A 22,244-nucleotide genomic window follows, 5' to 3' on the forward strand; every position below is an offset into this window, starting at 1 on the left:
AGAGCCGCGGGCCGGTCGGTCGTCCCCGAGCCCGCTCACTGGAGCATCCGCCGGTAGGCGCGGCGCCGCAGCGCCTCCGGCACGAGGCGGTACCCCCCGCGTACAGCGACGTTGCGCAGCGCCTGCGTCGTGGTCGTGAACCCGGCGCGGCGGAGCTCACGCTGGAGGGCGACCTCGGAGCGGAGCAGCCGCAGGCCGCCCCGGCGTGCGTAGGCGCCGGCGCCCACGCGGTAGAGGACGAGCGAGTCGGGGACGTTCGCCACCCTCGCCCCGCCGGCGATCATGCGGGCGAAGAGGAGGTAGTCCTCCATGAGCGGGAGGTCCTCGTACCCGCCGGCGGCGGCGACCGCGGACCGCCGGTAGACGACCGAGGGGTGGTTGAACGGGTCGCGGAAGCGGGCGGTGCGGGCGATCTCGTCCGGGTCCGTCGGCAGGGCACGGACGACGCCGGGCGCGGCCTCGTCGTCGGCGAACTCGGTGATGGCCGAGCCGAGGAGGTCGAGCCCGGCCGCGACGAGCGGGACCTGACGGGCGAAGCGCTCCGGGAGGCTGACGTCGTCGGCGTCGACGCGCGCGACGATCTCGTGGGCGCAGGCCGCGAGCCCCGCCTCGAGCGCCTGGGCGAGGCCGACGTTGCGCTCGAGGCGGACGATGCGCACCGGCACGTCCCCGGCGGGTGAGCCCGGGCCGCCGGCGTCGAGCTCGGCGAGGACGGCGGCGATCGCCGCGCCGACGGGCCCGTCGCGGACGACGACCAGCTCGTCGGGCGCGAGCTCCTGCTCCCGGGTCGAGGAGACGACGGCGCGGCGGAAGTGGTCCGGGACGTCGCCGGCGTAGACGGGCAGGAGGACGCTGAACCGCTCGGCGGCGGGAGCGGTCTCAGCCACGGCCGGCTCCCGCCTCGACCTGCGCCACCGCCCCGCTCACCGGGAGCCCGGCGAGGACCTCCGTCGTCGCGGCGGGCGGGGACGCGAGCGCGTCCCGCAGGCCGCGCCACGCGGCGCGCGCGAGGACGCCGCGCTCCGTCGAGCGCAGCGCCGTCCGCACCCAGCGCCGCACGCTCGAGCCGCCGTAGAGGACGGTCCCGGCGGGGCCGAACGCCGAGGAGTACGCGTACATCCACAGCTTGTTGCGGACCTCGAAGTAGAAGCGCTCCCCCGGGTCCACGTCGGTGGCGCCGAAGGTCTTCGTCCGGTGCTCGACGACGCTGCCCGGCACGTACAGGCCCACGCGCCGGCGCAGGAGCCGCGCGGTGTACTCGAAGTCGTCGTTCCAGATGAAGTACGCCGCCATGGGCAACCCCTCGCGGCGCACCGCGCCGGCGTCGAGGAGGAGCGAGACGAACGACGCGGTGCGGACCTGGACCGCGCCCGCGAGCCGCGCCCGGTCGCGCAGGTCGGCGGAGACGAATGGCCGCTCGCGCGGGGTGTTCATCGGGTGCTCGCGCCCGTCGTGCCACACCGCCCGGGACGCGAGGAGCGCCGGGCGGCCCGGGTAGTCCTCGCGTGCGCCCAGCAGCTCGGCGAGCGCCGTCGGGGTGGGGATCGTGTCGTCGTCCATGAGCCAGACGAGGTCACCGGCGAACTCCGTCAGTGCCCGTGCGAGACCGGTCGCGAAGCCGCCGGCGCCGCCGGTGTTGCGCTCGAGGCGCACGACGTCGGCGCCGACGTCGTGCGCACGGGCGAGGTCGGCCGAGCCGTCGGTGGAGGCGTTGTCGACGACGACGACGGCGTCCGGAAGGCGCGTCTGCGCCGCGAGCGCGTCGAGCGTCTCGGCGAGGAGGTCGCGGCGGTTGTACGCGACGACGACGGCCACGACCCGCTCCGGCCCGTGCGCGACGCGACCGGCCACCTCGGCCCTGCTCGCGCTCGTGCTCGTCATGCCGCGTCGCCGCCGCCGATGACGATGCGGGGGGTGCCGGCCCACGTCGTGGGCTCGGTGACCCGGCGCCCGTCGACGAGGAGGCGCACGCCCGGCAGGTGGGTGGGGGCGAGGTCGCGGTACTCGTCGTGGTCGGCCTGGACGATGGCGAGGTCGGCGGGCTCGCCGAGGTGGAAGGGCTCCCACCCGAAGCCGGCGAGCTCGTCGTCGGAGTACATCGGGTCGTGGACGAGCACCTTGGCGCCGCGCTCGCGCAGGGCCGCGACGGTCGCGAAGACCCCGGAGAACGCCGTCTCCTTGACCCGGCCACGGTAGGAGGCACCCAGGACGACCGCCCGCAGGCCGGCGAGGTCGCCGAGGAGCTCCTGCGCGCGGGCCACGGCGTACTCAGGCATGGCCGCGTTGTGCTGGCGGGCCGTGCGCACGATCGAGGCGTCGGGGTCGGTGGAGAGGTAGAGCCGCGGGTAGACGGGGATGCAGTGCCCGCCCACCGCGATGCCCGGGGAGTGGATGTGGGAGTAGGGCTGGGAGTTGCATGCCTCGATGACGGCGTAGACGTCGATACCGACCTTGTCGGCGAAGAGCGCGTACTGGTTCGCCAGGCCGATGTTGACGTCGCGGTAGGTGGTCTCGGCGAGCTTGGCCATCTCCGAGGCCTCGGCCGAGCCCATGTCCCACACCCCGTTCGGACGGGCCAGGTCGGGGCGCTCGTCGAAGGACAGGACCGCCTCGTAGAACTCGACCGCTCGCCGCGCGCCGGCCTCGCTCAGCCCACCGACGAGCTTGGGGTAACGGCGCAGGTCCGCGAACACCCGGCCCGTGAGGACCCGCTCGGGGGAGAACACGAGGTGGAAGTCACTGCCCTCGGCCAGGCCCGAGATCTCCTCGAGCATCGGCTTCCACCGGGTGCGCGTCGTCCCCACCGGAAGGGTCGTCTCGTAGGAGACGAGCGTGCCGGGGGTCAGGTGCTCGGCCAGGGAGCGCGTCGCGGCGTCCATCCACGCGAAGTCCGGCTCCCACGTCGCGTCGTCGACGAAGAGCGGCACGACGAGCACCACGGCGTCGGCCCCTGGGATCGCCTCGGCGTAGTCGGTCGTCGCACGCAGGCGCCCGGCAGGGACGAGCTCGCTCAGCTTCTCCTGCAGCTGCGCCTCACCCGGGAACGGCTCCACGCCGGCGTTGACCTTGTCGACCACGCCCTGCTGGACGTCGACACCGATGACCTCGTGCCCGGCGTCAGCGAACTGGACGGCCAGGGGCAGACCGATCTTCCCCATGGCAATGACGGCGATGCGCATCGTTCTCCTTCGCGGAAGTTCCCCGGACGACCCGGCGGCAGCACCCCACGATATCGACCCCGGGCGCGGGCTCGCGTAGGGCGGGTGTCCTCCGCCCTCCGCCGGGCACGAGGAGGGGGTCGCCGGGCCATGTACGCCGGCGCTGCGCGGTGCTATACAGAGGCAACCGCAGGTGGTCCGTTGGCAAAGATGCACGGAGGACTCCATGGCACTCGCCGGTCGCTCATCACGGACGGACCGGGGGCGCGCGCGCGTCACGACCCTCCTCGCCCTGCTGGTGCTCCTCCTCACCGCCTCCGCCGTGGGCGCGCAGCCACCGCCCGGCGAGACGTACGCGAACCCCCTCACCGAGGCCTTCGCCGACACGTACGCCGACCCCGCCGTCATCCGCGGCAAGGACGGCTGGTGGTACCTCTACGCGACGAGCGACCCCCTCGTCGAGGGCGGCGAGCTCGGGCTCATGCACGTCGCCCGCTCCCGCGACCTCGTCTCCTGGGGATACCTCGGCACGATCCTCGACGAGACGAACCGGCCCGCGTGGGCCGCTCCGGAGTCCGCGTTCTGGGCGCCGGACGTCCGCTACGTCGACGGCGAGTACGTCCTCTACTACACGGTGACCGACACCGTGCTCAACCCCGGCGGCGACCCCGCGATCGGCGCGGCGACCGCACCCACGCCGAACGGGCCCTGGACCCCGACGGACGCGCCCGTCGTCGCGCCCCGGCCCGACGGCGGGGGCGGCTTCTACTGGACGTTCGACCCGGCCCTGCTCGTCGACGACGACGGCTCCCGGTACCTCTACTTCGGCAGCTACCACGGCGGCATCTGGGTGACCGAGCTCGACGAGACGGGCCTCGCCGCCGTCGGCGATCCGGTGCGGCTGACGACGACCGACCGCTACGAGGGGGCGTACGTCGTCAAGCGCGGGGACTACTACTACCTCATGGGCTCCTCGGCGAACTGCTGCGCCGGCCCCTCGACCGGCTACAGCGTCCACGCCGGGCGCTCGACCAGCCCGACCGGGCCGTTCGTCGACGCCGAGGGCGTCGGGCTCGCCGAGTCGCGGGTAGGCGGGTCGCAGGTGCTCGTCCAGAACGGCAACCGGTGGATCGGCGCGGGCCACCACGCGGTCGTCACCGACCTCACCGGCCAGGACTGGATCCTCTACCACGCGCTCGACAAGGAGGACCCCTGGCTGACCGAGCCCGGCGGCATCAACGAGCGGCCCACGCTCCTCGACCGGCTCGACTGGATCGACGGCTGGCCGGTGACGAACGCCGGTGCCGGCCCCTCCGACACGCCGCTCCCGGGGCCCTTCGTCGGGACGGGGCTCGAGATCGAGCTCACCGCCCCGGCCTCCGGGGCCGCCTTCGCGGCGACCTCCGGGGCGTGGACGCCAGGGCAGGACACGACGGCGGACGCCGGCACTTTCGCCGTGCTCGACCCCGGCGCGGAGCCCACCGCCGTCGCGCGCTCCGCCGCCGCCGCACCCGCCGACGTGCGGGTGGAGGCGGACGTCCGGCTGCCGGAGGGCGGTGCCTTCGCGGTCCGCCTCGGCGCCGCGGACGGCACCGCGATCACGGTCGTCCTCGACGAGCGCGCCGGCGAGCTGCGCGCTGACGCCCTGGGGACCACCGAGACCACCGAGGCCGCGGCTGCGCTGACCGGGCTCTACGACCCCGCGACGTGGACCGCGCTGTCCGTCGAGGTCCGCGCCGGCGTCCTGCACGTCCGGCTCTCGGAGTCCCGCCTCGGCGACGTGCTGAGCGAGGTCCGCCTCGACCTTCCGCCGGGGGCGCAGGGCGTCGCCCCTGTCTCGCTCGTCGCCGGCGACGGGCCCGCGCACGTCGACAACCTCTCCGTCGTCGAGGCGTACGTACCCGTGACCGAGCGCGTCCCCGAGCCCGAGGCCGGTGAGCTCCTCCTCGCCGAGGAGTTCGACGCCCCGCTCGAGGCCGGGTGGACGTGGGTGCGCCCGGACGAGGCCGTGACGGTCACGGACGGCGAGCTCGTGTGGCCGCTCACGGGGGCGGACCTCGTCGGTCCCGGCGGGACCGGGCCGCTGCTCCTGCGCGACGCGCCCGCGGGCGAGTGGATCCTCGAGACCAAGCTCGACCTCGACCTCGGCGTCGACACCGTCCGGAACTACCAGCAGGCCGGGCTCGTCGTCCATATCGACGACGACGACTTCCTGCGCCTCGGGCACGTCGCCATCTGGGGCACCCGGCAGTCCGAGTTCGGCAAGGAGGCCCCGTCGCAGGGCCGCCTCGACTGGGGCGGGCACGTCGGCGGCCCCGTCGCGCCGACGATGTGGCTGCGGGTCCACCACAGCACCCACCCCGTCAGCGGGGACCTCCTCTACCGCTCGGCGACGTCGCGCGACGGCGAGGCGTGGCGCTGGGGCGCGACGTGGACGCTGCCCGCCGGGAGCGACCCCGCGATCGGGCTCTACGCCGGGGGCGGCGCCGAGCCGCCCGTGGACGCCCGGTTCGACTACGTGCGCCTCTACGGGGTGGCCGCGCCCGTCGGCGAGCTCGCCGTGGAGGCGACCCCCGACGTCGTCGACCCCGGCGCGCACGTGACGACCACGGTGAGCGGCGGCGTCCCGGGCGAGGCCGCCATCGTCACGTACACCGGCCCAGACGGCTCGGTGCTCGCGACGGACGAGGTGACGGCGGACGCCGAGGGCACCGCGACGCACGTCCTCGACGTGCCCTTCGCCCACCCCGGCGGTGTCCTCACGGTCACGGCGAGCGAGGGGATGCGCACGGCGCAGGACACCGTCACGGTCCGGGCGTTCACGCCGACCCTCGCGCTCAGCCCCCCGCGCGTCGCCCCCGGCGGGGAGGTGAGCGCCGCACTGGCGGGCTTCGTCCCGGACAGCGAGGTGACGCTCACCGCCACCGCCGCGGACGGCACGGTCGTGGGCCCGCACACCGTCACGGTCGATGCCGCAGGCGCGGGGGGCGCGACGCTTGTGCTCCCGGCCGCGGTGGCGTCCGGGCCGCTGACGGTGACGGCCAGCGACGCTGCCGGGCGCACGGCGTCCGGGACCGTCGACGTCGCGCCCACCACGGCACCGGTGCCGACACCGTCCCCGACCACGCCGGGCGGCCCGGGCGGTGAGCTCCCGCGGACGGGCCCAGGGACGGGGCTGGTGGCCCTTGCCTGCCTGCTCCTCGCGGCCGGCGCCGCGCTGGCCGGCGGCCGGGCGCTGACTTGTGGGGGCGCGGCGCACGGGCGGACGGCGGAGGTTCGCAGCCGGGACGGCTGGGTGCCCCGCTGAGCCGGCCGGGCCGCCCGCGCGGTCAGGCCCGTGGGGAGCGGGCGCCGTGCGGTCCGCTCACCGTCGCGGGGCGCGGGAGCGGCGCGCCCACCTCGGCCCGTTCATCGGCTCCCCACCGCCTCCGCGAGCGCGGCGACCCGCGGCGCAAGGTGCGCGGATCGGGCGACCTTGGGCGCCCAGGCCGCGGCCTCCCGCCAGCGGGCCGGTCCGGGTGGCGCACCTCGGCCGCCGCGCGCGGCGGGAAGCCTCAGGCGACGTAGAGCAGGTGCTTGCTCACCGGGCGAGCACCTGTCGGTACACCGCGCGCAGCCGGTCGACCGCCTGGGCCGGGCCGTGGTGCCGGCGGACCCACGCACGGGGGTCGAGCTGCGCCGCGACCGCGGCGGGGTCGTCGAGGACGGCCCGGGCGACGTCCCCGACGACGGCGGGGTCGGCGTCGAGGACGGGCGGGGCGGCGTAGCCGGGGTGCGGGTCCGCCATGAGGGTGGGCACGCCGATCCCGAGCGTCTGGAGCTCGCTCATCCCGAGCAGGCCGGTCGACTGCGCCACGGCGAGATGGGCGGAGGCGAGCCAGGCGACGAACTCGGTGCGCTCCATCCGGGGGACGAGGCGCACGCCGGCCGCCGCGGCCTCACCGGTGCCCTCCCCCCAGTCGAGACCGACGAGGTCGACGTCCGCGCCGAGGGCCCTCCGTAGCTCGCGGGCGATGGCGAGCTGGCTCTCGAGGCCCTTGACCGGGTCCCAGCGGGACGGGAAGAGGACCGTGGGCCGGGGGGCGGGCGCCCAGGTCGGCAGCGCCGCGACCTCGATCGGGTTGGGCAGGTAGGTCGCGTCGGGCCGGGCCGCACGGGCCGCCTCGGCGAGGTCGGGCGTGGCGAAGAAGACGGCGCGGGCGGCGTCGAGCCCGCCCTGGATCTCGTCGTGGAAGCGGGGGTCGCGGTACTGGGTGCGGATGTCCGAGCCGTGGAGATGGACGACGTACGGCCGGTGCGGGAACTTGCGCACCCAGGCGGTGCGGCCGCCGTAGTGGAGGTGGACGAGGTCCGAGCGCGCGACCGAGGAGATCCGGCGGGCGGTCCACAGGTAGAAGTCGCCGTAGAACTCGCGGCGCGGGACGTCCTGGAGCCCGGGCACGTACCGCCACGGGAGGCGGCGGCTGCGTGCCTCGCGCACGAGCGTCCCGCCGACGTCGGCGCAGTCGAAGAGGTGGGTGACCCGCGGTTCCGTGCTCACCGGACCAGCACCGAGGCTGCCATGAGGCGCGCGGGGGCCTCGCGGGCGAGGACCCGGGAGGGGTCCCGGGTGAGCAGAGTCCGAGGACGGCCGTGGCGCCGCCGCGCCCGGGCGGCGTCGATCATCCGGTCCGCGCTGACGTGGCGGGACCGGACGGCGTCGAGGAGGTCCCGGTCGGCGAGGGAGAGGACGCGCTCGAACCCGGGGGCGGCTGCGAGGAGGTCGGTCGCGACCTGCGCGAGCGCCGTCCGTTCCTCCGCCGTCCAGAAGGCGGGGTCGGTCCGGTTGTGCACGGCGCCGAAGAGGTGGATGCGGGTGGCCTTGACGCAGGCCGACCGGCGCTCCTCGAGCGTGTACCCGCGGAACCACGGCTCCGCGCACAGGTGGCGCAGGAAGGCCAGCTCGACGGCGATCGGCCGCGGCGCGAGGGTCACCCGGTCCTCGGCGTCCTCACCGATGACGTACGCGGGGCCGCGCCGGTCGACGGCGACACGGGTCTCGAACCACAGCCGCGTGACGTAGGGGACGTCGTCGCCGACGACGATCTCCTCGACGAGCCGGGCGCCGAGCCGCTCGCGGGCGGCCGTCGAGACGAGACCGAGAGGGGCGCTGCGGTAGCTGAGGCGGTCCTTGACCGGGTGGGCGAGGCCCCGGCGCCACGGCCGCACGGGAGGTGTGGGCACGGGACGGCGCCGGGTCCCGAGGACGAGCCGGGAGACGACCGTCTCGGCGCCGGTGCGCCGGGCGAGGCGGAGCCAGGAGTCGACGGCGCCCGGGTCGAGGACGTCGTCGGACCCCATGATGGAGACGAACTCCCCGTCCGCCGCGTCCATCCCCGCGTTGAAGGGGCCGGACGGGCTCGGGATCCCGTCGACGTGCTCGAGGAACCGCACCCGGTCCCGGTGCTCGGGAGCGACGACGGCGACGATCTCGGCCGCCGTGAGGTTGTGGCACACGACGGTGAGACGTGCCTGCGCGGCGTTGCCGTCGAGGACGGAGGCCACGGCGCGGCCGATCGGGCGGCGCGGGGTGTGGACGGCGATGACGACGTCGACCGGGGCAGTCACCGGCGCGCCTCACGGGCGCGGTCGTAGGCGCACGCGTACCCGGCGGCGACCTCGGGCACAGAGAACCGGTCCCCCACCGTCGCGGAGATCTCCGCCGCGCTGAGGTCCCGGGTGGCGGCGTCGACGCGCACGATCGCGTCGGCGTACGCCCCGGCGTCCTGCACGTCGACGAGCTCACCCACGCGCGGGTCGATGTACTCGCCCTGACCGCCGGTCGCTCCGACGACGAGGGGCCTGCCGGAGACGATCGCCTCGGCCGCCGAGACGAAGAAGTTGTCACCGCGTGTCGGCCCGAAGAACAGGTCCGCAGCGGCGAGCTCGGCGAGGACACCCGCCCGCGGCAGGGACCCGGTGAGGCGCACGTGCTCCGCGACGCCGAGCTCCTCCGCGCGCCGGACGACCGCATCGCGCAGCTCCCCCTCCCCCACGTGCACGAGCTGGGCGGGGACGCCGCGGCGCTCGAGCTCGGCGACCGTCTCGACCGCGAGGACGGGGTCCTTGCGATCGATGAGGCCACCGACGGCGACGAGGCGCAGACGGTCGGAGCGGGCGGCGCGGGGCGGGAGGGGCACCGGCGTCTCGACGATGCACGGGACGACGTGGGTGGGGCGGCCGCCCCGGACCGCCCGCACCGGCTGGGCGAGGAACTCGCACACGGCCGTCGCGACGTCGGGGCGGGCGAGGAGGTGGCGCAGCGCCGGGAGCACGCGCTGCCACGAGACCGGCAGGTTCTGGGGGGACGTGAGCCCGGACCAGTGCTCGGTGTGGACCCACGGCGCGGCGGGGCGCTGCAGGGAGAGCGGCAGCAGGGAGGAGAAGGCCATCGAGTGGACGACGTCCGCGCCGGCGAGCAGCGGGCGCAGGGCGCGGGCGGCGGCCAGCACCTGGCGCGGGTCGGTCGTGCTCATGGGGACGCGGACCACGCGCAGGCCCTCGTGGCGGAGGCGCCGGGTGCCGTCGTCCTGGTGCGGCGGGACGAGGTGGACGACGTCGACGTCGTGGCCGAGCGAGGCGATCGCGAGCGCGTCCTTGACGACGAAGGTGCCGCTGGCCGGCGCGACGGCCGTCGGGAACCACGTCGTCACCGCCACGATTCGCACGCTCACGACCGTACCAGCGCCCCAAGTCGGTCGAGAGTCCTCAGCGAGAACGCGCCGCGAGGGCGTCGACCGCCCTCGCCCACACCTCCACCTGGCGCTCGGCGCTCAGCTCGTGGGCCGCGCGCGTGGACGCTGCCTTGAACTCCGCGACGCGCCCCGGTGTGAGACGTGCCAGGGCAGCAGCGACCGCACCGCTCGAGAAGTCCTCCGTCACCTCGCCGAGACCGTGCTCGCGCACCATCCGAGCCATCTCCGGTGAAGGCCCGACGAGGAGGCCGAGCCGCGCCTGCACGTAGTCGAACACCTTGTTGGGCAGGGCCCAGTAGTTGTTGAAGCTCACGGGCGGCAGGACGTGCACGCCGACGTCGTGCGCATTCAGGGTGGTGACAAGCTGTGCGTACGGCACGGGGGCGTGGAGGCGGACCCGGGTGGAACGCGACGCCAGCTCGGCGATCTCAGCGAGGTAGGAGGCATCGTTCGGGACAAGATAGAGGTCCAGCGTGACGTTCGCGTCGACGTCCTCGACCGCTCGCGCCAGCTCGATGATCCCTCGTCCCGACATGGCGTTACCGCTGTGGACCAACCGGATCGGATCGGTGACCGGGGTCGCCTGCTTCTCCGCGTACGGCGCGGCGTTCGTCACCACCTGCGCGTCGACACCGAACTGACGCCGGTACTCGTCGGCGATGCCAGGCCCCACCGTGGTCACGGAGTCTGCCCGTGTCACGTACGTGCGCACGAGCCACCGCATGTAGGGGGCCACGGCAACACGCCAGCGCAAGACGTCCTCGTTCTGGCGGGGCGCGTACTCGTGGAGGTCGGCGTGGACACCGCCGCGGGGCCGCAGCGAGAGCGCCAGCGGCACGGTGTCGACGTCGTCCGCGAGCACGACGTCGAAGTGGTCGCGCTGCAGCCTGTCCCAGAGGTACGAGACGACGGCGTTCCGGCGATAGACGGCGGCGAAGCGCCGCTGCAGCAGCAGGGTGCGGTCCTTGCGCCAGTAGATGAGCTCGTCGGGGATACGCACATGGCCGGCGACCCCCTCGGGGGCAGGCCCGTACCCGCACGTCGTCACCTCGTACGTGTCGGCGAACAGGCGGACCTGGCGGAGCACACGGGCATCGGCGTGGATCGCGGAGAAGGACAGGATGAGGAGAGCGGGACGAGACGGCACGGGTGCGATCCTGCCACCTCGCGCCCAGCGGCCGTCGGCTACGGTGGCCCGATGGTCGCCGAGCCCGCGGTTCTCCACGTCAACGACTGCGCGTTCGTCGCCCTCAACCTCGTTCGGGCGGCCCGCCGCGCGGACCTCACGTGGGGCTACCTCCCGCCTGCGAAGGTCCGCCCCGCCTCCACACCGGAGGGCGCGCTCGGACGGCTCCAGTACGTGCCGTTCGTCGCCCGACGGGCCCGGGCCCTGCGCCGCGCGGACGTCGTCCACGTCCACTACGCGACGAGCGTCCGGCTCATCCGCGAGCGCCTCATGCCGCCGCGGCCCTACCTCCTCCACCTGCACGGCACGGACATCCGCGAGCAGGCGAGCGACCCGCGCTACCGCGACGAGGTGGCGCGGGCGATCGACGGCGCGGAGCGCGTCTACTACACGAACCTCGACACCGCCGAGCAGGCCCGGGCGGCGCGCGCCGACGCCGAGTACATGCCCGCCTTCGTCGACGTCGCGGGGCTCCCGGCGTGGGCACCGGGTGCGGGCGGGCGCCGCGTCGTCTTCGCCTCCCGCTGGTCCCGGGTCAAGGGCGCCGAGACGATGCTTGCGCTCGCGGCGGAGCTGCGACGGGCGCTCCCGGCGGACGTCCGCGTCCAGGGCATCGACTGGGGCGAGGCCGCCCCGGAGGCGGCTCAGGCCGGCGTCGAGCTCCTTCCGCGGGCATCCCACGACCAGTACGTTGCGATGCTCGCCCGGGCCGATGTCGTCGTGGGTCAGGCGTCCAACATCCTGGCAGTGAGCGAGCATGAGGCGATGGCGATCGGCGTGCCCGTAGCGGTTCCCAGCACGCTGATCCCGCACCCGGACGGCGGCGCCCCCCCGGTGCTGTCCGGCACGATCGCCGAGACCATCGAGCACGTCCTCACAACGCTCGCAGACCCGGTAGCGGTGAGCCGACGCCTCGACGCGCGCCGGTGGGTCACCGAGCACTACACCGCCGACCGGTACGTCGCCCCGCTCCAGGACGTCTACCGCAGCGTCGCGTCCCGGACCGGCTGAGCGACCGCCGTCAGCGCCAGAACGTGTCGGCGGCGTAGTAGCGCAGCGTCGACTCCCGGTCGAGGTTGTCGGCCAGCGACGACGTCAGCACGGCATCCCACCGCGGGGCCGCGCTCCGGGCGGCCACCGCCGCGACGAGCGAGGCTTCGTCCGCGCCGGGATCAAGAGCGGCGTCGAGCAGGGCCCGGTCGGCACGGTTGAACGGCCGCAACGCGCGCGGCGCGAGGTCCACCCACGCCCGGAGCAGGTCACGCAGCCACTCGACCTCACCGGGGTGCCAGTCGGCTGCCTCCCGCCGACGCATGAGCGCGCCGACGAGGTGGACGCGGATCGTCTTCACGGCGAGCGCGCGGCGCTGGGCGGCGGGGAGCTCGTGGAGCCACGGGAGGGCGATGAGGTGCGCGAAGGCGCGGAGCTCGTCGGTGATCGGCCGGACGGACGTCGTCACCCGGGTGCGCGCGTCGAGGCCGACGACGTACCGGGGCGCGGACCGGGCGAGGTCGATGCGCACGGGCGAGGACCACAGCCGCGCCGTGAACGCGACGTCACCGCCCGAGCGCATGCCGGCGACGAGACGCAGGTCGAGGGCCTCGAGCGTGGCCTTGCGCATGAGGCCGAGCGGCGCCGTCCGGTAGGCGAGGCGGTCACGGACGAGGTCGAGACGGCGCGAGCGGCCCGGGCGCACGCGGGGGGTGTGGACGTCCGTGCCGTCCTGCATGCGCACCCGGGCGAGCATGACGTCGGAGCGCTGGGCGTCGGCGGCACGGACCCAGGCGGACAGGGCGCCCGGCTCGAGGAAGTCGTCGGAACCGATGATGGCGACGTAGCGCGCCGTCGCGGCGTCGATGCCGGCGTTGTAGGGACCGGACGGGCTGCCGAGGCCGTCCCGGACGCTCAGGAGGCGCACGCGCGGGTCGACCGGGAGGAGGGGGGCGACGTCGTCGGGCTCGAGCTCGTGGCACGCCACCGTGACCCGCACGTGGTCACCGGCGCCTGCGAGCGCGGACGTCACGCACCGCGCGACCGGGCGGGACAGGTCGTGGAGGGCGACGACGACGTCGACGTCGGGCTCCCCCGGGGCGGGCGGGCCGGCGTGCGGACCGCCCTGCGCCGTCGGGCTCACCGCAGGCCCGCCAGGGCGGCCTGGTAGGCGAACTCCGGCTCGGCGGCGACGATCTCGTCGAAGGTGCCGCGCGCCGCGATGCGGGCGTCCCGCATGAAGAGCACCTGGTCGCTGTGCCGGATCGTCGAGAGGCGGTGGGCGACGCTGATGACCGTGACATCGCCGTGGAGCTCGCGGATGGCGACCGAGACGGCCTCCTCCGTGGCGGTGTCGAGCGCGCTCGTCGCCTCGTCCATGACGAGGATGAGCGGGTCGGCGTAGAGGGCGCGGGCGATGCCGAGGCGCTGGCGCTGGCCACCAGAGAGCGCCATCCCCCGCTCGCCGATTCGCGCGTGGATCCCGCCGGCGCGGTTTTCGACGACGGTGAGGAGCTGAGCCCGCTCGAGGGCCTGGCGCACGCGGTCCTCGTCGACCTCGCTCTCCCACGCGAGGGCGACGTTCTGGGCGATCGTCGCGTCGAAGAGCGAGACGTCCTGGGGCACGTACCCCACCTTGGACCGCCAGTGGGCGAGGACGTCGACGAGGGGCTGGTCGTCGACGGTGACCGTGCCCGAGGAGGGCACGAGCAGCCCGAGGAAGATGTCGACGAGCGTGGACTTGCCGGCGCCCGAGGAGCCGACGAGGGCGAGTGAGCTGCCCATCGGCACCGTGACGTCGACGCCGGTCACCGCGGGGGTGTCCGAGCCGGGGTAGGTGAACTCGACGTCGGAGAGAACGAGAAGCTTCGGGTCGTGCTCGAGGCGCTTGGTGCCGACCTTCTCGGCATTGGTCGTGTAGGACTCCGCCGCCTTGATGTCCCGGATGACGGCGTTCGCGTGCGGGATCGTCGACGACGTCTGGGTGATGATGTTCTGGAAGCGGGTGACCGAGGGGACCATCCGGAAGCCGGCGACGGCGAAGAGGGCGACGGCGCTCAGGGCGCTCGCCGGCCCGCCCTGGAGGTAGGCGGCACCGCCGACGAGGACGAAACCGCCGATGAGCGCCGACTCGACGACGAACTTCGGCACGGCGTTGAGGAACTGGATGTTCGCCCGCGCGCGGGTCGTGTGGATGCGGTTCCGGTGGACCACCTGGGCGACCTCGTCGGACTTGTTCCGCAGCGTGATCTCCTTGAGCGTCGAGACCATCTCGGTCATGAGCGTGGCGATGCGGAAGGAGTAGTCGCGGTTGACGCGGCCGGCGACGACGGCCCGCTTGGAGATGATGAAGTAGAGGACCGCGGCGACGAGGCCGAGGTAGACGAGGGTGATCGCGGCTGTCATGGGCTCGGCGACGACGAGGACGGCGAGGACCGCGACGAACGTCACGCCCTCGGTCGGCAGCGAGGCAGCGGGCAGGAGGAGGCCCGCGGTCGTGTTGCCAATGCCGACATCGGCGAGGCGGACGAGCTCGGCGGAGTTCCGCTTGAGCCGCTCGGTCCACGGCGCGCGGATGTAGGCGGCGAAGAGCCGGTCCCCGATGAGGAGCTCGTAGGCGGCGAAGCGCCGGGTGGCGAACCACTGCAGGCCGATCGACAGGACGCTCTTGAGGATGATGAGCGCGCAGACGACGACGATGATCCACACGGTGTGCTCGGTGGCGACCTCGCCGATGAGCGGCAGGCTGAGGGGGCGCCCCTGGACGAGCGGTGTCATCGTCAGTGCGAGGAGCCCGAGGGCGGCGACGTCAAGGAGAGCGAGGGAGCTCGTCGCGAACGCGAACATCAGCAGGAAGCGTCGCGCGTTCGGCGGCAGGAGCGGCATGAGCTCCTTGAGGGCGGTCCACAGGCGCTTCACGCGTCGTCCTCCTTGCGTTGCACTGTCACGTCAGCCATGGTGCCACCTCCACCCGGGGCGGCTCGCCTGCGCACGGCGATCGCTAGAGTCGTCCGGATGAGGATCCTCAGCGTCGTCGGTGCCCGTCCCCAGCTCGTCAAGCTCTCGCCGATCGCGCACGCCCTGGCGGCCGCGGGCCACGAGCACGTTATCGTCCACACCGGTCAGCACTACGACGCCGCCCTGTCGGACGTGTTCTTCACCGACCTGGGGATACCCCGCCCCGACGTCAACCTCCACGTCGGCTCCGGGTCCCACGCCGAGCAGACCGGGGCCATGCTCCCCGGCCTCGAGCGCGCGATGCTCGAGCACGCGCCCGACTGGGTCCTCGTCTACGGCGACACGAACTCCACCATCGCCGGCACCCTCGCCGCGGTGAAGATCCACCAGCGCGTCGCCCACCTCGAGGCCGGGCTCCGCTCCTTCAACCGGCGCATGCCCGAGGAGCACAACCGGGTCATGACCGACCACGCCGCCGACCTCCTCCTCGCCCCCACCGACGTCGCCGTGGCCCACCTTCGCAACGAGGGCCTCGGCGCGCGGACCGTCCTCGTCGGCGACGTCATGACCGACGTCCTCTACCTCACCCGCGACCGCAACCTCGCCGCCGGCACCGCCGCCCCCGTGCCCGCCGACGTCGGGGCGAGCGGGTACCTCGTCGCCACGATCCACCGCGCCGAGAACACCGACGACCCCGCCCGCCTGCGCGCCATCGTCGACGCCCTCGCCGGCCTGAGCGTGCCCGTCCTCCTCCTCGCCCACCCCCGCCTGCGCGCCAGTGCCGAGCGCGCCGGGATCACGCTCGAGGCCGGCGCGATCCGCGTCCTCGACCCGACCCCCTACCCGGCGCTCGTCGCTCTCGTCCAGGGATCGGCCGGCGTCGTCACCGACTCCGGCGGCCTGCAGAAGGAGGCCTTCCTCCTGCGCGTGCCCTGCACGACCCTGCGCCACGAGACCGAGTGGGTCGAGACCGTCGACCTCGGCTGGAACGTCCTCGACGGTGACCTCACCGACGTCGCCGCGCACGCCCTGCGCCCCACGCCGGCCCCGACCGGCGCCGCCCCCTACGGCGACGGCCACGCCGCCGCTCGCGTCGTAGCAGCCCTGGCCGGCGGGCTCGGCGCCTGACCACCGGCGAGCTCGCCGCCTACGGCGCGTCACTGGGGTCGCGGCTTCGGCTCGGGACCGGGCTGGTCGGGCCGCGCCAGGCTGGTCGGGCCGCGCCGGCCTGGCCGGCGGTGACCCGCGACGGCGCCGTGGGCGGGCCCGGCCGCTGACCGAGACGGTCACAGGCTCGCCCGAGCCAGTCGGGCCGGGCTATGTCCCGCGAGAGACCCTCGTTCGCGGCGGTCTAGAGATTCGTGATGACGGCGACGGCGCGAGCGGCCGCGGCGTCGATCGAGACGTTCTCGACTGCCCACGCCGCTCGCTGCCGACGCTCGTCCAGGGTGGGCACGTGGTCGATGGCCGCGACCATCTCCGCGGCCACGGCCTCGACGTCGTGGTCGACGACCGCACCGAGGCCATGGGCCGCGATCAGCTCGCGAGCCGGGCCGGCGCCCGCGAACACCACAGGGGTGCCGCACGCCGCGGCAGCGTAGATCTTCGTGGGCAGGGCGAACTCGTAGGTGCCGGGGCGCACGGACGCGAGGGAGGCATGCGCCCCGCGGACCCAGCACGCCGCCTGCTCCGGCGGAACGCGGTCGTGGAAGGTCACGGCGCCCGCTGGGTAGGCGGCCGCCTGCTTCTTCATGCGCTCGACGTCGCTCCCCTGCCCGAGGAAGACGAGGCGCGCGTCCGGGCGCTCCCCGAGCACCTGGGCCATCGCCCGGGTGAAGACGTCGGCACCCTGCCACTCCGAGGCGGTGCCGGCGTAGACGAGGTACGGGGCGCCGTCGTCGGCCACCGGGCCCTCAGGGGTGAAGGCCTCGATGTCGACGCCGTTGCCCACGGTGACGTGCCCGCTCACACCGAGCGCCGTCAGGCGCTCAGCCACGCCCGGCGATGTCGCGAGCACGGCCCTGGCGCGGCGCATGACGGTCCTCTCGAGGCCGCGCAGGACGCGCTCGACGACCTTCGGCACGCCCGTCTCCCGCACGGCTTCTGACCACACGTCGGCGGCGTAGTAGACGTAGGGCACCCGGCGGAGCCAGCACACGAGGGCGACAGCCGCCCCCGTCGTCGGCGGCGGCTCGACGACGACCACGTCCGGACGCGGGCCGACGAGCAGCCGCAGGACGAGCGGGACGTCGAAGCTGAGGTACTGGACGTACCCCCGCACGTAGCCGTCCGCGTCCCGCAGGACCGGCCAGCGGCTCACGTCGGCGCCGACCGGCGGGACGTAGGCCGGCGCCGACGGCACCGTCGTCGTGAGGACGCGCACACGGTGGCCGGCTCGCGACAGCACGCGGACCAGCGCCGCGAGCCGCAGCGACGCCGCGGCGGGCTCCGGGAGGAAGATCCGGGTCGCGACCACCACCGAGAGCCGGCGTCCGGTCTCCGTCACATGTCCTCCGTCGTCGTTCGTACCGTCAGGGCGTGTCGACCCTAACGCGGCTCCAGGCGTGGCCGTCGACCACGGCGCACGGTGGCCACAGGCATCGAGGTCCGCTTGCCACCCGCGATCTGCTGCGTCAGTGCTGAGGAGAACGCGCTCCTTCGACGCTTGGCCGCCGCGCGGCGGCCGTCGAGACCCGCTCAGCAGCGGGAGCTGCCTCGTGCGCGACCTTGAGGAGGTAGGCGACGATGACGCTGAGGACGAGGAGCTCCCCACCCTCCTCGAGCAGGGCGAAGACGAGGTCGAGGACGGCGCTGTGCACGATGAGCGCGTGAACGACGTCGACCCCGATGCCGACGACGACGAGCACGAGGAACAGCATCACGAGGTGCCAGGACACGCGCCGGCCAGGCTGCCCGGAGAAGGCGTGGGCGACCGCCACCACCGCGGCGAGCACGAGGCCGACCAACGCCATGTACGCGATCTCGCCCAGGTCCCCGCCGCTGTTGCCCCAGCGGTCGTACCAGCCGGTGGCTCGCGCGAGAGCCCATCCGTACTGCTCGTGGAACCGCATCGAGTCGTCGAGAAGGTAGTAGCCAAGAACGACCGCCCACGCGAGCAGCACCGCCTCCCGCATCCGCCACCAGGCGATGATGAGGAAGATGGCACCCCACCCGGCCTGGAGGTATCCGAGGAGCTCGCCGTAGCCGCGGTCGTTGCCGAGGTGCCAGTACCAGTCGGCCGGTCGACCGGCGGTCATGTGCCCGATGTGCGCGGCGGCGAGCGCGAGGACCGTGAGCAGCATGGCGAGGAGCCAGAGCCCCGGGTATCCCCGATGGACAGCGATGGCGCCCAGGACGGCGCGGGCACGGCCGGGCCGTCGGGCCACGGAACGGTCGGTCACCAATCTCCTGCTCGTCGTCGCACCACACTCACGTCGTCACGTCGTGGAGTAGACGCTAACCGACGTCACGTCGTGGAGTAGACGCTAACCGACGTCCCCTCGCGGGCGGCCCACAACGCCGACCATCCCGTCCAGGCGGTGCGGACGCGAGGGCCGCTGGCGCTGCCCGGGGCGACGCCTCAGGCAGACGTCCGCTCAGCTGAGCGCAGTGACCCCGGCAGGAAGCGGCCCAAGGTCGACGCGCGTGCCGAAGCCGCCGTTGCCCCGGCCCGGGTAGAGCCACATCCGGCGCGCCGCGTCAACGGCGAGGACGTCGGGCACCGCGTCCCCGTCGAGGTCGTGGACGCCGACGATGTGGCGCATCGCGCCCCACGCAGTGCCGACCTGACGTCGCTCGAGCAGCAGACCCGGGCCGTTGCCGGGCCACAGGAAGAGGTTGCGCGACGTGTCGCCGCGCATGAGGAGGTCCGGGACGCCGGAGCCGGACCAGTGGCCGGCGTTGACGACCGCGTCGTACCCGTCGAGGCCGTCGCCGACCTCGATCCGTCGGCCGAAGCCCCCGGTACCGGTCCCCGGGTAGAGCCACACCTTCCCTGACCCCTCGTCGTAGGCGAGGATCCCCGGTGTCCCGTCGCCGAACCAGTCCCCGGCGCCGAGGACCGTGTCGAAGACCTGCCACCCCGACCCGATCCGCGCGCCGGAGGCGGCGAACCCTCCGCGCCCGGTGCCCGGGTGGAGCATGAGGTCGCCGTTGGCCTTGCGGACGACGAGGTCCCCGGCGCCGTCGCCGTCCCAGTCACCGACGGGTGTGACGTCGAGGTCGCTCGCGGCGAGCCGGACCGCCGTCGCCCGGGCGGCGAGGAGGGCGGCGTCGCCGCCGAAGTCCCGGCGGTCGAGCCGGCCGACGCTGTCGACGCTGAGGACCCCCGCCACCGTCCCGACGCGGGTGATCGGGAGGATGGCGCGCGCGTCTGCCCAGCCCGTCGCGACCGGGGCCGCGGCTCCGAGGTGGCCGGTGCCCAGGCCGGCGTACTGCCAGAGGTTTCCCGAGCGGTCGAGCGCGAGGACGTCCGGGACGCCGTCGCCCGTCCGGTCGCCGGCGGTGATGAGGGAGCGCATCCCGCTCCACCCTCCGCCCACCGTCGTGTATCCCCCGGCGAACCCGCCCGCGCCGTCGCCGGTGTACATCCGCAGCTGGCCGGTCGTGGCGACGCGCGCCGCGAGCGTCGGACGACCGCCGGAGAGGGAGCCGACCATGGCGACGAGGTCGATCGAGCCCCAGCCCACACCGACCTGGCGAGCGGCACGGAAGCCACCCGCGCCGTTCGACGGGTAGAGGTGGAGCCCGCCGGTCACCGCGTTGCGGCCGAGGAGGTCCGGACGGGAGTCGCCGTCCCAGTCGAGGCCGGAGGCGATCATGTCGATGCCGCTCCAGCCCTTGCCGATCTGGACGCGGGAGTCCCACCCGCCGCCGGCGCGTCCGGCGTAGAACCACAGTCGGCCGGACACATCGGTGAGCATGAGGTCGGCGATGCCGTCCCCGTCCCAGTCGCCCGGATCGATGGTGCGCTCGGCGTCCCAACCCCAGCCCACGAGCTTAGCGTCGCCGAGGCCGTCACCGCGACTGCCGGGCAGGAGCCGGACCTCGTTGCCGACCCGCGCGACGACGTCGGGCACCCCGTCCCCCGTGAGGTCACGGTCGAGGCTCCGGTCGCCCGTGTCGACCTGGTAGGCCGCGATCCGGTTCGTCAGCTCGCCGAGGCGCGGGTAGAAGTACCGGCCGGGGCAGCTCGTCGAGGCGACGTCGCGGTGCCCGACCACGCGGTCGAGGGTGACGCCGTCGATCGTCGTCGTCCCCGCGGCGGGGATGCCGTGCTGGTCGAACTTCCACGCCGTGACCCGCGCGACGGCGTCCATCGCGGCCTCGGTGACGGGGACGAGGTCGTGGTTGCCGAGGACGGAGATGCCGAACATCGTCGAGTTGTACGGGGAGGCGTGGGCGCCCCAGATCGACTTCTCGAGGCTGCCGTACCGCCCCTCCCAGGCGCGGCCGAACTTGTCGACGAGGACGTTGTAGCCGACGTCGCCCCAGTTCCGCGTGACCGCGTGGTAGGCGTAGATGCCGCGGATGATGCCCGGGACCTGGGCGGCGGTGTAGGAGTTCGTGCCGGCCGTGTGGTGGACGACGACGCCCTGGATCGAGCTCGTCGCCACCTCGCCCCAGCGCATCGACTCGTCAGCGCCCCAGTCGGCGCGGGTGAAGACGGTCGGGGCGGTGACGGCCGCCGTCGAGGCGGTGGTGGTGGGCGCGGCTGCAGGGGCGGTGGGGACGGCGGGCGCGGCCGTGGTGGCGTCCAAGGCCGTGGTGGCGTCGGCGCCGCGAGCCGTCGCGGCGGTGGCGCTAGCGGGAGGGGCCGCTGCGAGCGCGTCCGCCTCCGACTCGCCCGGGTCCCACACGGCGAGCTCCGGCTCGACGGCGGACCCCTCGACGACGACGGCGACCTCCACCTCGTCCACCTCGATGACGGCCATCGGCTCGGTGCCCCCGCGCGACTCCGCCGGCAGGTCGCCGTCGGTGGCGGTGACCTCGAGTGCCTCCCACTCGCTCCACGTCTCCCCGGAGCGGCTACGGAGGTAGACACCGCTGACGGCGGTGGTGTCCGCCTCGTCCCACGTGACGCCAGCGACGGCGACCACGCTCGTGACGCCGGCGGTCGCGGTGAGGAGGTCGGCGGGTGCGGACGACGCGGCCGAACCCGTGGGTGCCGACGACGCGACCGAGCGTGCGGCGGGCGCTGACGACGGCGCGGAACTGACAACGTCCGCGAGCCCCACGGGCGCGACGGGCGGCGCGGAGAAGCTCACGACCTCGACCTCGGGCTCGACCGGAACGGCCTCCGCAATGACCTGCGGTGAGGCCGACGCCGTCGGGGCGGCGGCTCTCGTGGGTGGCGTAGCAGTGCCGAGAGACGTGGCTTGGGCCGGATCTGCGCTGACAGGGAGGGCGGACGCCACCAACCAGAGCGCAGTCGCACTGACGATTGCGGGGATTGCGGAGCGGAGCTTTCGCACGGCGATTCCTGACGTCGGGAGCCTGGGGACGGTCGTCTACACGTGTCGCGTAACGCGATCATGGCTCGCAGCCCCGCCCGAACCGATTGTGGCACCGGCGCTCGGGCGCACGACCCCAGGAGCGTCGACCTTTGGCTACGACAGGGTCTAGCGCTCCGACTCCCACAGACTCCCAACTCATTCAGAGGGCCCGGGGCGATGTCGGTGGTCGGGCATAGTCTTCATACACGCGTTCGAAGCAGGGTGGGGGTGAGGACGATGGCAGCGATCCCGGTGGCCGGTGGGCACGGCGGAGCCGTTGATGTCCTCACCGGTCCGGGTGCGGGCAGCGGGATGACGGCGAGCGGGACGGGTGCCTCGTTCGGGCCTCTGGCTTCAGCTACCGGCACGGGTGCCTCGTTAGCGCCTACCGGTCCCGCTGCGGGCCCCGCCAGCGCTCACGAGCCCACCGCCGCCGACCCCTCACCGCGTGGCGCCCCCGCCTCACCGGCGGAGCTGGTGGCCGCGGTGCGCGCGGCGCTGGCGGGGCTACGGGAGGCCGCGCCGGGTACGTCGGCGGTCGGGTGGGCGCGGGCCGAGCGGGAAGAGGTCATCGGGTCCCTCGACGCGATCGTCCGCGACGTGACGGTGTACCGGGGGCAGGTGCTGCTCGCGCACAAGGAGGACGGGGCGTGGGGCAGCTCGCGGGACCGGGACTTCACCGACTGGCGCTCCCGCACCACCGGTACCGGACGCGGCGCCGCCG

Annotated in this window: 16 protein-coding genes; 4 read left to right on the forward strand and 12 right to left on the reverse strand. The window is 74.2% G+C overall.

Features of this window, described 5'->3' with window-relative positions; all coding sequences use genetic code 11:
- Window positions 1-35 precede the first annotated feature (35 nt).
- The 3 genes from V2J63_RS12590 to V2J63_RS12600 are packed head-to-tail and all read right to left on the reverse strand — an operon-like array spanning window position 36 to window position 3,179.
- Complete coding sequence (locus V2J63_RS12590; RefSeq protein WP_331231390.1) at window positions 36-887, reverse strand: glycosyltransferase; 852 nt, start codon at window positions 885-887, stop codon at window positions 36-38.
- Entirely contained in the window at window positions 880-1,881 is a 1,002-nt protein-coding gene (locus V2J63_RS12595; RefSeq protein WP_331231391.1) for a glycosyltransferase, read from the reverse strand. The genes V2J63_RS12590 and V2J63_RS12595 overlap by 8 nt, the downstream gene beginning before the upstream one ends.
- Window positions 1,878-3,179, reverse strand: a complete 1,302-nt coding sequence (locus V2J63_RS12600) for a nucleotide sugar dehydrogenase (RefSeq protein ID WP_331231392.1) — start codon at window positions 3,177-3,179, stop codon at window positions 1,878-1,880. The genes V2J63_RS12595 and V2J63_RS12600 overlap by 4 nt, the downstream gene beginning before the upstream one ends.
- Window positions 3,180-3,384: 205 nt before the next feature.
- Between V2J63_RS12600 and V2J63_RS12605 the strand changes: the two genes are divergently transcribed.
- The gene (locus V2J63_RS12605; RefSeq protein WP_331231393.1) at window positions 3,385-6,465 is read left to right on the forward strand and encodes a glycoside hydrolase family 43 protein; all 3,081 of its coding nucleotides are present in this window, start codon (window positions 3,385-3,387) and stop codon (window positions 6,463-6,465) included.
- 273 nt (window positions 6,466-6,738) lie between these two features.
- Here the strand turns inward: V2J63_RS12605 and V2J63_RS12610 are convergent, their stop codons facing one another.
- The 4 genes from V2J63_RS12610 to V2J63_RS12625 are packed head-to-tail and all read right to left on the reverse strand — an operon-like array spanning window position 6,739 to window position 11,039.
- Window positions 6,739-7,698 (reverse strand): glycosyltransferase family protein, encoded by a 960-nt coding sequence (locus V2J63_RS12610; protein WP_331231394.1) that lies wholly within the window; start codon window positions 7,696-7,698, stop codon window positions 6,739-6,741.
- Window positions 7,695-8,765, reverse strand: coding sequence for a glycosyltransferase family 2 protein (locus V2J63_RS12615; protein WP_331231395.1), 1,071 nt, complete (start codon window positions 8,763-8,765; stop codon window positions 7,695-7,697). The genes V2J63_RS12610 and V2J63_RS12615 overlap by 4 nt, the downstream gene beginning before the upstream one ends.
- A complete protein-coding gene (locus V2J63_RS12620; RefSeq protein ID WP_331231396.1) occupies window positions 8,762-9,865 on the reverse strand; it encodes a glycosyltransferase in 1,104 nt (367 codons plus the stop codon). Before V2J63_RS12620 ends, V2J63_RS12615 begins: the two co-directional genes overlap by 4 nt.
- A gap of 40 nt (window positions 9,866-9,905) precedes the next feature.
- Window positions 9,906-11,039 (reverse strand): glycosyltransferase family protein, encoded by a 1,134-nt coding sequence (locus tag V2J63_RS12625; RefSeq protein WP_331231397.1) that lies wholly within the window; start codon window positions 11,037-11,039, stop codon window positions 9,906-9,908.
- Window positions 11,040-11,090: 51 nt separating this feature from the next.
- Between V2J63_RS12625 and V2J63_RS12630 the strand changes: the two genes are divergently transcribed.
- Complete coding sequence (locus V2J63_RS12630) at window positions 11,091-12,089, forward strand: glycosyltransferase family protein (protein ID WP_331231398.1); 999 nt, start codon at window positions 11,091-11,093, stop codon at window positions 12,087-12,089.
- 10 nt (window positions 12,090-12,099) lie between these two features.
- Here the strand turns inward: V2J63_RS12630 and V2J63_RS12635 are convergent, their stop codons facing one another.
- Window positions 12,100-13,212, reverse strand: a complete 1,113-nt coding sequence (locus V2J63_RS12635) for a glycosyltransferase family 2 protein (RefSeq protein ID WP_331231399.1) — start codon at window positions 13,210-13,212, stop codon at window positions 12,100-12,102.
- Window positions 13,209-14,987, reverse strand: a complete 1,779-nt coding sequence (locus tag V2J63_RS12640) for an ABC transporter ATP-binding protein (protein WP_331231400.1) — start codon at window positions 14,985-14,987, stop codon at window positions 13,209-13,211. Before V2J63_RS12640 ends, V2J63_RS12635 begins: the two co-directional genes overlap by 4 nt.
- 96 nt (window positions 14,988-15,083) lie before the next feature.
- On the opposite strand from V2J63_RS12640, the gene wecB reads away from it, so the two are divergent.
- Complete coding sequence (wecB, locus tag V2J63_RS12645) at window positions 15,084-16,154, forward strand: non-hydrolyzing UDP-N-acetylglucosamine 2-epimerase (protein WP_331231401.1); 1,071 nt, start codon at window positions 15,084-15,086, stop codon at window positions 16,152-16,154.
- 223 nt (window positions 16,155-16,377) lie between these two features.
- On the opposite strand, the gene V2J63_RS12650 is transcribed toward wecB, so the two are convergent.
- From V2J63_RS12650 to V2J63_RS12660, 3 genes are all read right to left on the reverse strand, one after another.
- The gene (locus tag V2J63_RS12650; RefSeq protein ID WP_331231402.1) at window positions 16,378-17,532 is read right to left on the reverse strand and encodes a glycosyltransferase family 4 protein; all 1,155 of its coding nucleotides are present in this window, start codon (window positions 17,530-17,532) and stop codon (window positions 16,378-16,380) included.
- Window positions 17,533-17,659: 127 nt separating this feature from the next.
- Window positions 17,660-18,427 carry a DUF8692 domain-containing protein gene (locus V2J63_RS12655; protein WP_331231403.1) on the reverse strand — a complete coding sequence of 256 codons (768 nt, stop codon included), beginning with the start codon at window positions 18,425-18,427 and terminating at the stop codon, window positions 17,660-17,662.
- Window positions 18,428-18,622: 195 nt separating this feature from the next.
- A complete protein-coding gene (locus V2J63_RS12660) occupies window positions 18,623-21,292 on the reverse strand; it encodes an N-acetylmuramoyl-L-alanine amidase (protein WP_331231404.1) in 2,670 nt (889 codons plus the stop codon).
- 714 nt (window positions 21,293-22,006) lie between these two features.
- On the opposite strand from V2J63_RS12660, the gene V2J63_RS12665 reads away from it, so the two are divergent.
- On the forward strand, window positions 22,007-22,244 hold a 238-nt coding region (locus V2J63_RS12665), incomplete at its 3' end, for a hypothetical protein (RefSeq protein ID WP_331231405.1).

Origin of the sequence: Georgenia wangjunii (assembly GCF_036421975.1) — a bacterium.
In the GTDB taxonomy this organism is placed as follows: domain Bacteria; phylum Actinomycetota; class Actinomycetes; order Actinomycetales; family Actinomycetaceae; genus Georgenia_A; species Georgenia_A wangjunii.